Annotated in this window: 13 protein-coding genes; 1 reads left to right on the top strand and 12 read right to left on the bottom strand. The window is 37.8% G+C overall.

The genetic code is table 11. The annotated features are described in order from the left end of the window. Nucleotides 1-7: 7 nt before the first annotated feature. From CXF85_RS21415 to CXF85_RS21395, 5 genes are all read right to left on the bottom strand, one after another. Nucleotides 8-331, bottom strand: a complete 324-nt coding sequence (locus CXF85_RS21415) for a YeaC family protein (protein ID WP_101230686.1) — start codon at nt 329-331, stop codon at nt 8-10. A 72-nt stretch (nt 332-403) separates the two neighbouring features. Further along, entirely contained in the window at nt 404-733 is a 330-nt protein-coding gene (locus CXF85_RS21410; RefSeq protein ID WP_101230685.1) for a hypothetical protein, read from the bottom strand. Between the two features lie 150 nt (nt 734-883). Further along, entirely contained in the window at nt 884-3,961 is a 3,078-nt protein-coding gene (locus tag CXF85_RS21405; protein WP_101230684.1) for an efflux RND transporter permease subunit, read from the bottom strand. A gap of 17 nt (nt 3,962-3,978) precedes the next feature. Further along, nucleotides 3,979-5,094, bottom strand: a complete 1,116-nt coding sequence (locus CXF85_RS21400; protein ID WP_101230683.1) for an efflux RND transporter periplasmic adaptor subunit — start codon at nt 5,092-5,094, stop codon at nt 3,979-3,981. 100 nt (nt 5,095-5,194) lie between these two features. After that, nucleotides 5,195-5,917: a DUF3313 domain-containing protein gene (locus CXF85_RS21395; RefSeq protein ID WP_101230682.1), complete on the bottom strand. Its 723-nt coding sequence runs from the start codon at nt 5,915-5,917 to the stop codon at nt 5,195-5,197. Between the two features lie 349 nt (nt 5,918-6,266). Between CXF85_RS21395 and CXF85_RS21390 the strand changes: the two genes are divergently transcribed. Next, nucleotides 6,267-7,286: an AraC family transcriptional regulator gene (locus CXF85_RS21390; protein ID WP_101230681.1), complete on the top strand. Its 1,020-nt coding sequence runs from the start codon at nt 6,267-6,269 to the stop codon at nt 7,284-7,286. Between the two features lie 117 nt (nt 7,287-7,403). On the opposite strand, the gene CXF85_RS21385 is transcribed toward CXF85_RS21390, so the two are convergent. The 7 genes from CXF85_RS21385 to CXF85_RS21355 all read right to left on the bottom strand — a co-directional run bounded on the left by CXF85_RS21385 (nt 7,404) and on the right by CXF85_RS21355 (nt 13,262). Beyond that, nucleotides 7,404-8,942: an alanine/glycine:cation symporter family protein gene (locus tag CXF85_RS21385; RefSeq protein ID WP_101230680.1), complete on the bottom strand. Its 1,539-nt coding sequence runs from the start codon at nt 8,940-8,942 to the stop codon at nt 7,404-7,406. 227 nt (nt 8,943-9,169) lie between these two features. After that, nucleotides 9,170-10,315, bottom strand: coding sequence for a M14 family metallopeptidase (locus tag CXF85_RS21380; protein ID WP_101230679.1), 1,146 nt, complete (start codon nt 10,313-10,315; stop codon nt 9,170-9,172). A gap of 118 nt (nt 10,316-10,433) precedes the next feature. After that, the gene (locus CXF85_RS21375) at nt 10,434-10,943 is read right to left on the bottom strand and encodes a TlpA family protein disulfide reductase (RefSeq protein ID WP_101230678.1); all 510 of its coding nucleotides are present in this window, start codon (nt 10,941-10,943) and stop codon (nt 10,434-10,436) included. Nucleotides 10,944-11,140: 197 nt separating this feature from the next. Then, entirely contained in the window at nt 11,141-11,740 is a 600-nt protein-coding gene (locus tag CXF85_RS21370) for a glutathione S-transferase N-terminal domain-containing protein (protein ID WP_101230677.1), read from the bottom strand. A 48-nt stretch (nt 11,741-11,788) separates the two neighbouring features. Beyond that, nucleotides 11,789-12,193, bottom strand: coding sequence for a DUF1801 domain-containing protein (locus tag CXF85_RS21365; protein WP_101230676.1), 405 nt, complete (start codon nt 12,191-12,193; stop codon nt 11,789-11,791). A 305-nt stretch (nt 12,194-12,498) separates the two neighbouring features. Further along, on the bottom strand, nt 12,499-12,765 hold the full coding sequence (locus CXF85_RS21360; protein ID WP_101230675.1) for a hypothetical protein: 267 nt from the start codon (nt 12,763-12,765) through the stop codon (nt 12,499-12,501). A 110-nt stretch (nt 12,766-12,875) separates the two neighbouring features. Next, complete coding sequence (locus tag CXF85_RS21355; RefSeq protein WP_442871886.1) at nt 12,876-13,262, bottom strand: GNAT family N-acetyltransferase; 387 nt, start codon at nt 13,260-13,262, stop codon at nt 12,876-12,878. Between the last annotated feature and the right edge of the window lie 112 nt (nt 13,263-13,374).

The raw sequence follows: 13,374 nt of genomic DNA, 5'->3' as shown, positions 1-13,374 counted from the left end.
TACAGACTTAAAGCTCATTGTTGCTGAAATAAGCGATGTCCGCTTGTGTTGGTTTAGTACAGCTTTTAAGTGGCTCTTCCGGCTTGTTACCAGAAAACTCGGCTTTTAACTGTCGTTTATTCTTTTCAACCACGCGACCGTCTGGGCCTATGGTAAGCATCTCATCATTGTCTAAGTGCCTAGCTTGATATGCCATACTTAATTGTAACGCTGTAGCGCGTTGAGGTTTATCAACAACAGTACCTTCAGGCCATTTTCCTGTTTCTGCAGCACACTTTAAGCGTAAGTACATGTCTTTTGACATGGCGTCTATGGTTTTAATTACATCCATTAGAATTCCGAGGTATAAGTAGTATTAAGTGTTAGTTGCTTTTTTCGAGTGTAAATATTGTACCAGAAAAAGCTAACTCGCTTTACGCTTGGTCAAGAGCAGCATGGCACGGATGATTATATACATGAAAAAACCGATAAAGGTACTGGCCATGGCTAGGTTATGTTGCCATGTACCCGGTGCGATATTATCTCTAAACATAAATAAAAACCCACCACAGAAGAACAACATGGCGATAAAAGAGAAATTCATTAGACGTTGGGTTTTATTAATAACACTAACACGGTTAAGGTTGGCAAGTTGATCGGAGTCGAGCTCTGATAAATCAAGGTTACAGTGATTACAGCTTTTTGCTTTATCAGAAATCTTTTTCTTACAACCCGGACAATTAATAACGGCCATTTAGTTACTCATCTAGTGATATATAAACGTTGAGACAAGTCCCCTACCTTATCTTTAATAGATAAAAGTAAGAGTACTTGCTTTAATTGCGCTTAGTATACCTGACCTATTTTGCTATTTCACTAGTGATAGTCTGTGAAAATAGCTAACTTATACAGTCGTTTGTTTTGTTGGCGTTTTAACAGAAAACAATACCGCATAAACAACAGGGATAACACCTAAGGTAAATACGGTAGAAAATAATAACCCACCTATAATTGCAATAGCCATTGGCTCCCAAAATGCACCACCACCTAGGTATAACGGAATTAAGCCAAAAATGGTTGTTGCTGTCGTTAATACAATCGGTCTAAGACGTTGCTGAGCAGCATTAATAATCGCTTGGCAAGGATCATTGTGCAGTGCTTGTTCTTCAATTTTAATTCGCTCTAACAAGACAATCGCATTATTAATAACAATACCAGCCAAAGAAATTATGCCTAACATGGTCATAAAGCCGATAAAAGATTGCCCTACTAATAAGCCTACTGTTACGCCAATAATACCTAATGGAATAGTGAGTAATATAATGAATGCTTTTCTCACCGAATTAAACTGCGCAATAAGTAATAACAGTATTATAAAACCAGCAATAGGTAATTTATCTCCTATTGATTTATTTGCCTTACCTGATGTTTCATACTCGCCACCCAACTCATAGGTGTAGGTAATTGGCCATACTTTTTGTTGTTCTTCAAGCCAAGGTATTAACTGCTTAAACGCTTCATTAGCCGTGATGGTATTGTCAATTTGACCACCAATAGTAATCGTTTTTAAGCGATCTCGTCGCAGGATTTTAGCTGATTCCCAAACAACTTTAATATCAGCAACTTGTGTTAGTGGTACTGAACTACCGCTGGACTGAGAATATACTGCCAGTGCTTGTAATTTCCCAATGTCTTGGCGATCGCCCGCTTGAGTACGCATAGTTATTGGAATAACAATATCCCCTTCCCTATACTGACTTAATTCGACCCCAGAAAGACCTGTTTGCAATGACATGGCAATATCTTTACTCGATACACCAGCGCGACGGGCGCGGCTTTGGTTTATATTGACCTGTAGTTTTTTAATTGGCATTCCCCAATTATCACTTATAGCTTTTACACCCTGTATTTCGCTCATACGCTTTTTAACTTGATCAACAATATTGAATAATTGCTCTGCGTCAGTGCCGTTTATACGTACTTCTATTGGGTTTTCAATCGGTGCACCATTTTCAATTTTACGTAGTTTAACTAATAAGTCAGGAAAATTAGCCAAGCTATAGCGTTCAAGTTTATCCATAGTTTGATCAACCAGTGTTTGATCGGTCACATTGATAATCATTAATGCATAGTTGCTACTGGTTGGTTTAGGATTGTGAGTAAGCAAGAACCGTGGACCACCGTTACCTAGGTAAGTAACCCAGTTAGTTACACCGGTTTCGTTTTCTGATGTTGTTTTTAGCTCATCACTAATATATTTTTCAATATCCTGGGTAATACGCTCTGTTGCGGCTAACGTGGTACCAATAGGCATTTCTAATTCCATTTTGAAAAATGCACGATCTGAAGGTGGGAAAAATAATTTAGGAATAAATGACAGTCCCCAAACCGCGGTAATAAATAATACCAAGGTTATTGCTAATGTTAGCCAGCGAAAATGCAGTAAGTTAATAAGTAATGCGCGGTAGCCAACAAACAATGGACTATCAAATAACGCCGTTGTCTTTTTCACTTTCATAAAATTTACACAAAGCATAGGAATAACCGTCATAGACAGTACCCAAGAGCATAATAAAGTGATGGTAACCACTTTAAAAAGTGATGCCGTGTATTCACCCGTGGCTGATTCAGCTAAAAATATAGGGAGGAATGCCGCAGCGGTAGTAAGTGATGACGTTAATAGTGGTATTTTTAATTCATTTGCTGAGTCGACAGCAGCATCAATCGCCTTTTTACCTTTCTCCATCGACACCATGATGCTTTCAGACATGACAATGCCGTTATCAACTAACATGCCTAAGGCAATAATCAGTGCTGCTAAAGATATTTGGTCAATACCTATATTAAACAGCGACATGACAAGTATCGCAAAAATCATACTGGCAGGAATTAAAACAGCAACAATAAGTCCTGTTCTAAAACCTAAACTAAGTAACATCACTAAAGTAACAATAATAACGGCTTGAATTAAGTTACTTGAGAAATCATTTACTTTTTTCTCCACATCAAAGGGAAGAAAAGACACTGCTTCAAACTCAACTCCAATAGGATAACTTTGATTTAACGTCGCAATAAGGTCATTGACTTGTTGGCCAAGTAAAATATTGTTGCCGCCTTGTCGCATTGCAACCGCGATTGATAACCCCTGCTCACCTGATAGGCTTACTTTGCTTTGCACTGGATCTAGATAACTACGTTTAATGGTAACCAAGTCACTTAAATAAAGTAGACGTTCACTCCCGGGAATTTGAATAATCGTTCTTTTAATTTCCTCAATACTTTCAAAATTACCACTTGGCTCAAGGGTAATTTCTTCATCGGCTAAAATGATACTGCCACCAGAAATAACAATATTCTGATTGGATAACTGCTCACTTAATTGACTTGGTGAAATACCCAAGTTGGCTAAATGTGCATTGTCATATTCAAGAAAAATATGCTCTTGTTGCTCGCCGAAAACCTGTACTTTTGCTGCTTCAGTCAATCTCAGCATGGCATCTTTTGCCTGATCAGCGATTTCTTTCATTTCACGGTAATCATAACCTTCCGCAGTTAAACCAATGACAATACCAAAAACATCACCGAATTCATCATTAACCACTGAAGTATAACTTTCTGCGGGTAACTGCACTTGAGCAGCTTCAATCTTACGGCGTAAGTTATCCCAAATAGGACGTAAATTACGGTAACTCTCTTTAACATTGACACTAATAATTGAAATACCCGTTCGTGACTCACTTTTAACAAAGTCTAGTTCTGGCAACTCTTGTATAACGCGCTCTAATTTATCAGTAATAAGCATTTCTACACGCTCAGGGCTAGCGCCTGGGAACTGGGTAATAACTTGTGCAGTACGAATGATAAAGCCAGGATCATAATCCTTGGGCATATTTTTATAAGCATTAAGACCAAAGAAGATAATCACTACCAACAACATAATCGTTGTACGATTGTTGTTAATTGCCATACGGGTAATATTCATAGAGTGTGCCTTTCTTTTTATTGTTGACTGAGGTCGGCGACTGAATTACTCGCTTTGATAAATTTTACTAAGGTACCTGAATAAATTTTACTCATGCCCGCAGTTACCACATGGTCACCTGAGTTTAATCCAGTAAAGACTTCAATACCTTGTGCAGTTATATTGCCAATAACGATTGGTTTTCTTGAGATTTTACCAACATCGGCTTTATGTTTGTTAACAACAAAAACATAGTTCCCCTGACCATCTTTTAATACTGTATGACTGGGTAGATAAAAGCTTGGATGTACTTGGTTTTCATTATAAGGAAGTGCAACTTGCGCACTCACTGACGCAGTCATTCCGGGTAAAATCACATAACCTTTTAATGCTTCCATGGTAAAAATGACTTCGTAGGTTTTACTGTGCTCATCAGCAAGGGTACTAACCTCACTAAATTGTAGCGGGAAACTTTGATTCTTAATTGAACTAAACGTAGCGCTGACAACGCCAGGGGTAGCGTTCTTTTTCAGATGTATCATGATGCTTTCAGGAATATTAACACTAAGCTGGATTTGACTTAAATCGTGTAATCTAACGATAGGCTCTTTAGCATTGATTTCTTGATGATTTTTACTATAGACTTTAGCAATAATGCCATCAAAAGAAGCCCTTAACGTACTATAACTTAGGTTATTATTCGCACTTGCTAGTTGAGCTTTAGCGGATTGGGCACTTGTTCTTATTTGGTCAAATTCAGAAGCTGAAATATAATTTGTTTTCACTAAATTATTAGCACGTGATAAGTCAGCCATCGCTTTGTCAAAGTGAGCCTGTGCTTCTGCTACGTATATTTGTAAGTCTGTATCATCAAGTTTAGTGATGACATCACCTTTGTTAACTTTATCGCCTTGTTTAACGAAAAACTCAGTTAATTCACCGGATATCTTAAAGGCTAAGTCGGCTCTATTAACTGCATCAACGACGGCAGTAAATTCTAACGCTTGGCTAACATCAACGGTTTCAACCATTAAAGTTCTTACTGGTCGTAGCTCAGGAGTTACGGTGATCTGCGTTGGCTTTTCACAAGCAGATAGAAAACTCATCGCGACAACGGCAACGGATAAAGGTTTTATAAGACGGTTAAGATTCATGACGAATAAATTTCCTGCTTTTAAAATTATTGTTTTGGGTGATTTTTATTAGCTCACCGTTTTTGGATAGTGTGAATTATCATAAAAGTTAATAAATAACTTATTGAACTGGGGTTTCACCATGTTTTTCTGCGCGGATATCAACTAAACGGTCGATAAATTTCTCAGCCCACAGATCAAGTAGCTCTTTTACTACTGTCATATTATCTTCGCCTGAGTTGGCAATAGTGGTATCGACATATTTAGTACTAATGGCTGCCAGTATTCTTTCTCTGCGAATACCTTTTAAAAATTCAATTTCGACTGAAACCTTAGTTGTCACATCGCTTTTATCAGTTATTTGTAAATAAGCAAAATTTCCCGCGTTAAGTACCATACGAAAAGGGATAAAATCATTAGGCATCAACTCTGGGTCCTCAAACTTAACCCCAGAAAATGCGCCTCGTATAGTTATAGTTTGGGGGCCTATAAGCTTAACTATTTTATAGCTATTGGCAATTAACCTATCTCTCATCTGCTGATGAAAATATTGTGACAGCTCGGCCAACTCTTCAGGACTAAATTTTGCTTCAGGTCCTGGTGTAACCCACATCTCAAAAGGGACTAAATTAATACGCTGTATATCTGCAATCATGTCGATAGTGAAGTTTTTACTGCGATAAACTTTGGTATAGTCCGGGTCATAAACATCCTCAAAACCCTCATAGTTCTTTAAAAAACCAGACGTTTGTTGATCGGTAATATTCATACAACCACTGAGAAAAAAAGTAGCCAAAATAAGACTAGTCACTGCATAAAATTTCTTTTGTACTTTAAATAACATAACGGACCTAGATAAATGAATTATTTGTCGCGCTATAATGCTAGAATTCCCTTAAGAAAACTGAACATTTTGTGCCATTTAATGTGCAAAATAGGACAATCTACTTAACGTAATTATTTTTTTGAGTTGATTGAATCTTTATTTAATGTTTTCAAATATATATATCCTATATAACCCGGTTCATTAAATGTACGCCCTTGTTGTGCGAACAGAAAATAAATTAAGGTAAACGCTCGATTAAACAATAGCTCGCTATTTCAAATTGAGAGCAACCTGCCTTGAAGTATTTTAGCCAGCATAAATTGTCAATAATTTACTGAGACAGACATACTTAATCCATAGAGAATTTATGAGCCAAACAACCCTTGCCACTATTCCTCGACTCATCGCCCAAGTACTGTCTATTTATGATGTAGAAGCCGAGCCTGTATTCTCAGCAGTAGACATTGATCTTAGCGGTGATGCTCAAAACCGAATTCCTATGGAAAAAATGGCACTCTTATGGAAATTAGCGGTAGAAGAAACCCAAAATAACGAACTTGGTTTAGTTGCTGCCTCACTATTTCAACCCGCTTATTTGAAAAGTATTGGCTTGGCTTGGCTTGCTAGTGCCAATTTAGAAGAGGGTTTAAAACGTTTTATTGCCAGTAGTCAATTAATCAATACCGCTATGCAAATTGAATTAACAGAGCGCGATGGCGATAACGGTGAAGAGGTATTAATACAATACCAACGTAAATTAGCACCCGACGATAGAGTTAAAACTCACCATTGTGCTATTGAATTAGGTATCGGTTTTTTCTTGAAAATGTTTCGATTAGCGGCTGGAAAAAATATTCCAGCCACCGGGGTATATTTTAGCTTTGACATTGCAAACGATAACAAAGCTTACGAAGAATACTTTCAGTGCCCTGTTTATGGCAATCAGTCAGTAAATGGCATTTCATTCTCCAAGGCATTACTTACTGAAACCCTGCCAACACATGATGAAGAATTAGTTGAAATGAACGAAATGGTCATCAACAAACATTTAGCATCGATGGATAATGGCGAGACGAGTAGTAAGGTCATTAAAATTATTAATGAATTATTGCCTTTAGGTTGTCCTACAGAAGAAACCATCGCGTACAAACTACATATGAGTAAACGAACGTTACAACGTAAATTGAGCGTAGAAAAGCAATCTTTTTTAACCTTGCTAACATCAGTTCGTCTCATGTTAGCAAAACAAAAGTTAGCCATTAAAAACATTTCAATTACTGATATAACCTATCAACTTGGTTATAGCTCACCTAGTACATTTGCCCGCGCTTTTAAGAAGCATACCCAGTTATCTCCCTTAGAATATCGAAGCCAACTAGTGAGTTAATCTGTCGAAATAACAATAGATAAGCTAACCATAGTTTCAAGACCTTACATTTTACCCAATAAAAAAGCCGTTCATAATGAACGGCTTTTTAGTTTACGTTAAGGTAACCAAGGTTAATTAACCTTCTTTACCTTTATTCTCTTCACTATTTACTTCATTGTTCACTTCAGGGTTTTCTTTAGCATAACGCTCTTCCCAGAAATCAGCATTTTCTATACCTAAAGTTTTAGGATCGAAGGTGAATTTTTTCACACCTGCTTTCTGTTGCGCTTCATAATCTTTAAGCGCTTTAATAGCTGGTTTAGACATAAAGAAGATAATGATAATACCGATGATGTTAAGCCATGCCATCATACCAACGCCAATATCGCCCATACCCCATGCTAAATCAGCCGCTTTAACCGTACCGTAAAAAGTAGCACTGATTAACATTATTTTTAACGCTAAGTTTAACGCTGGGATTTTTAAAGTACGACGGATGTAATAGACATTGTTTTCAGCAATAAAGTAGTAAGCCAAAATGGTAGTAAAGGCAAAGAAGAATAAAGCAATCGCGACAAAAGGTTTACCTACGCCACTAAAGACACTTTCAACAGCAAGTTGTGTATAAGCTGGGCTATTAGCAGCAACATCAGCAGCAACGTTTTGAATCAAGAATACTTCGCCAGCGCCATGCACGTTATATGCACCGGTAATTAAAATCATAAACGCGGTAGCAGAACAAACAAATAATGTATCTATGTACACTGAGAATGCTTGTACTAAACCTTGTTGCGCCGGATGTTCAACTTCTGCAGCAGCGGCAGCGTGTGGACCTGTACCTTGACCCGCTTCGTTTGAGTAAACACCACGTTTAACACCCCAACCAATAGCAGCACCAACACCTGCCATAGGGCTAAAGGCATCGTTGATAATCATCATAAATACTTCAGGTAATCTATCGATACTTAAACCAATAATAACCAATGAGACTAAAATGTAAGCAAGCGCCATAAAAGGAACAACGACTTGAGTAAAGTTTGCAATACGTTTAACACCACCAAAGATGATGAAACCTAACAACAATACAATACCGGTGGCGGTATACACTTTAACCATACTTAATGTACCAAGCGCAGTTTCAATAGTATCACCCTGGCCAAAGACCATAGTAATCGCTTCACCAATACCATTAGATTGCACCATAGGCAGCATTAAACCACAGGCTATAATCGTTGCGATGGCAAATATCCATGCATACCATTTTTGTCCCATGGCTTTTTCTATGTAATAAGCTGGACCACCACGGTAGAAACCATCGTCTTCTTCTTTATAAATTTGCGCGTTAGTTGATTCAATGTAAGCCGTAGCTGCACCAAAGAAGGCAACAACCCACATCCAAAATACTGCACCTGGACCACCAAAACCGATAGCCGTTGCAACACCCGCGATATTACCTGTACCGACACGACCAGATAATGAAACAGAAAGAGATTGGAATGATGATAAACCTTTCTCTGAACTTTTACCTGACAGTAGTAAACGCCACATTTCAGTAAAATGACGTACTTGCACACCACGTGTTAAGACAGTGAAAAATAAACCTGCGCCTAAACACAAATAAATAAGCGCTGGGCTCCAAATGATACCGTTGATCGTATTGACTAAATCTTGCACGGTTAACTCCTCTGATTGTTATTATTTTATTGAATAATGTTATTCATTATTTTTTATTCGATCTATTCTTATCTTTTACTGACTAAATATAATGGCTAGACTCCCAAGCCATTATATTTGCCTTAATAGCAAACGGATTAATGAATCACTTTATTAATTCGTTTGGTATTAGATAAAGAAAAGGCGAATTTCTCAGAAATTCGCCTATTACTTTAATCGTTTGTCACTTATTTACGTAAGTCATCTACCATATGGTAAACACCCGTTAAAAAGTCACGGCCTAGTAAGCTACTTCGCTCATCAGACCAACCTACACTGTAATCAGGTAGTAAGTCATTATCTTTAAATGGCATTTCAATAGTATAAGCTAAACACTTAAATTGATTACCAACCCAGTTAGTACCAACCGTAGGGTTAGCCTTACCTGGTTCATCTTTATCGTAGCCGCGTTCATCTTGGAACTCAGGCGTGATAGCGATCATGATTTCTTTAAACTTGTCTTCTAATGCTTTATGTTTAGCATCGTAATTAACAACACCTTCACAACCGGCAACAAAGTTCACGGGTAATGCTTCATCGCCGTGAACGTCAAGAAACATATCAACGCCAATAGCTAACATTTGTTCACGAACAAGGAAAACTTCCGGGCTACGTTCCATGGTTGGCTCTAACCATTCACGGTTTAAGTTAGCACCGCAAGCATTGGTACGTAGATGACCACGAACACTGCCATCAGGGTTCATATTAGGCACAACATAAAAAACCGTTTTGTTTAATAAAGCACGGGCAACGCCGTCATCTTCATCAAGTAAACGATCTAACATACCTTCGACAAACCATTCAGCCATCGATTCACCTGGATGTTGACGAGCAGTGATCCAAACTTTACGCTTGCCCTCACCCTCTTCACCAATTTTTAATAAGGTCATATCACGACCGTCAAGTGTTTGGCCTAAAACCTGAACCTGACAATCAAGGTGCATTTGTGCGTTATGAACTAAGTCTTGATGACGCTCATAGCTGTATGGTGCAAAGTAAGCAAAATAAACTGAATCGTATTCTGGCGTTAACGTGATAGTCAGTTTTTCACCATCATATTGTGTAGGAACACGGAACCAATGTTCACGATCATAAGAAGCAACCGCTTGGTAATCTTCCCAGCCTTCAAGGTAGGCAGCTTTACCTGCATTGTTTAAATGCATAACGTGCTCTTGACGCTCGCCATTGGCGTTTAAGTCAGTTTGCAGTTTAAAGTGAAACCATTGGTAAAAATCAGATTCGTTATCTTTCTTTATTTCTAGTTGAATATTGCTTGCATCAGTTGCATCAATAACGCGGATGTTACCGCTGTCAAAATTGTCAGTAATTTGCATAATAATTATTTCTTTGCTTGTTTGGCCTATCTACTTAGCATAGTGCCAATGAATAATTGAAGAATACAGTGTACACAAACAACTGGCAGATCACTATACAGATCGAACTAAAAGTTTTTTATAATGACCGTAAATAAAGGCCTAACTCTGAAGAATATCCCATAGATTTACCAATAATCACATTTTCTTCATTTAAAACGTAATAACTGGGATATCCGCTGATTTCAAAAGTTTGTTTAATCGCCTCATTACCTAAAGCAATAGGAAAGGTTAGCTGATGTTGGCTAGTAAATCTCATCACCTCTTCGCTGCTGGTAAAGTCCATGGCAACGGCAATAACATCAAGCTGTTCATTTTTTTGAAACAGCGCTTGTAAATTACCTATACTGGCATGACAGACCTGACACCAAGGCGCAAAGAAATACAAAATGGTTGTTTTACCTTGAGCATTTAATGAAATGGTTTCTCCCATTAAAGTAGGTACTTCATCGATAACAACAGCTTGCGTTGCTTTGGCTATCTCAGTCAACGGAGTATTAGTCGATAACATACTCGTCTCTCGTAAAAAAGAAAGCAGTTGAAACGCGACAAGAAATATAATGGCCTGAATAGAAAAGCTGCGTAGCAAGGGAAATTCCTAGAGTAAATAATAGTGTCTAACTAAGTAGACCCGACAAGGCTTGATTATATTTTGTAAAACTTCGCAATAAAAATATCACCGTATGTTACCCAGCCCTTATTGACACGTACCGTTAACAAAAGCGTTGAATCCTTTCCAGAATTCATCTAAGACTGGGTTTATCAATGCTACTCTACATCGGCTTATTATTTATTTCTCCATGACATTGCTTGTATGATGGCATTTTCTAGAATATCCCAGCTTAGTAAGCTTTCTTGGTAACGCCCTGCACTGCCTTCAAACTTAATGCCATAAGTATTAAGACGAAAAGCGAGTACGGCATAAAATGTATCTACGACACCGGCCGAATCATACATAAAGGGCAACTTAGCTTGGGAGAAAATAGCCTCCACTCTGCTAATCTCTAACATTATTTTTTCATCACTATTTAACGGTGTTGTTACTTTGTCCAAAGTAAAAGGACAATTATTACGTAGTTGAAAAAAGCCTGTATGTAGCTCTGCACATAAACTTCTTGCGACAGCTCTTTGCTCAGTATCTACTGGGTAAAGTTGTCCTTTTGAAATTTCATTAACGTATTCTGCAATAGCCAACGAGTCATGAATAACGCATGAATCGTTAATTAAGGCCGGTACCAAACCAGTAGGCGAGTATTTTAAAAGTTCAGTTTTATACCCTTCTTCTATTAAATCAATCACTTTTACGTTTATATCTATGCCCGTAATTTGAAAACACATCCAAGCTCTTAAAGACCATGTCGAATCCGTACCAACAACTAATTTCATGAATTTATTCCTTAATTTTGTCTGATGACACTGCCAGCAATGCGTATGTTATGCACCAAGTAAGTCAAGATGCTTAATCTTTTTGTAGCGTAGCGCCATAGAAAGACAATGTGAAAGTTCTTTTGTGGGTAACTTTTGATCAATGTCTAGGATAATAGCGCGATTACCGGAATAGTTGAAAGTGTCTCGATAAACTTCTTTAAAGGTTTCGATTAATGTCGTTTTACAATTAAAATAAAGCCAAACTTGCCCTGGATTTTTTACTTTGTAATCAAAGCGAATGGTACTGCCCATCGTAGCAATATAACTTGGCTCACCCCATTTTAACGTTTCTTCTAACTCATCAATGCCTTCTTGTTTTGCGACACTTAAAATTAAATCACGTATTTGATGTAATACCGTCGCTATGTCGGCTGGGTAGCTAGAAAATTTTTCTTTAACATCCGCATTCACGTTGATTACCTCTTTAATAGTCCATTTGAACGCCGAGTAATACCAATTCCGATAAGTTTCTGATCTTGTTGTACGAAGTAAAAATATTTCAGGGCAAGGCGCTTGATTGACCAATAGCTGGCTATTGGGATTGAAAGCAACGCCGTCATGGAGAATTTTAGCCAGTACAAGTGGTCAATAATTTAACGGAATTGGTATATTAATAGAGAGAATGACATAACTTCCAAGTAACTCTCAGAGAAAACTATCTAGCGGCTTTACTATGTGGAATAAACTGCACAGACTTTTAACCGATGTAAAAGTCGTTATCTTTTAATGTTAAACAATTTTCTAATAATGGTTGAAACGGTAAAAGAAACGCCGAAACCTACAACAAAGTAGAGAACTATCGCCATGCTAGCTAGGCTAGAATCATGAACCTGACCATTTTCAAGTAAACACTTTGCCGTAGCATAATCAAAAGAGCCTCCCTGATCTAAGCAATCATCAACGATTAAAAAGGTATGCAGAGACCAAATGGCAAATAAACTGGAAAAAACACCGATGAGTGTTGGAAATAACGTGCGCTTCATATACTTTTAAGACCTAATCTAGCAATGTAAAAGGCGGTAGAATAACAGATAAAACGCTGTGGTACCGCACAAGTGTGACAAGTTTCGCCTTTAAGGGGACTTAAGTACTTTTACAGATATACATCCGGTTGATGTAATTCCATAAAAGAAGCCGGAGAGCCTAAAACCTTAAAACCGAACTGCTGATAAAGTCCATGAGCATCACTAGTCGCTAGTGCCATACGTCGAATCCCTTGTAATTGAGGATGAGCTAGGATCTCTTGCATTAGCCACTTACTGATCCCTTTCCCCCTGTGCTCTTCCAGGACAAAAACGTCAGACAGATAGGCAAAAGTCGCCGAATCGGTGATCATACGTGCAAAAGCGATTTGATTGCCTGAATTGGTAAATACACCAAAGCATAACGAATGATTAATCGCTATTTCCATGGTCTTCAGTGGTATGTTCTTAGCCCAATAAGATTGAGATAAATAACCATGGATTGTGGACAAATCCATGTCTTCAATGTCTGAACTAATTTTATAACCTAAAATCAATGAAAACTCCTAGTCTAGTGATACCCTGCATTGAACTACAGAAACTCAACTTCATTGTTTACTCTTAAATGCC

It is taken from the genome of Colwellia sp. 75C3 (assembly GCF_002836255.1).
GTDB lineage: Bacteria > Pseudomonadota > Gammaproteobacteria > Enterobacterales > Alteromonadaceae > Colwellia.
This window is presented reverse-complemented; position numbering and strand designations above follow the sequence as displayed.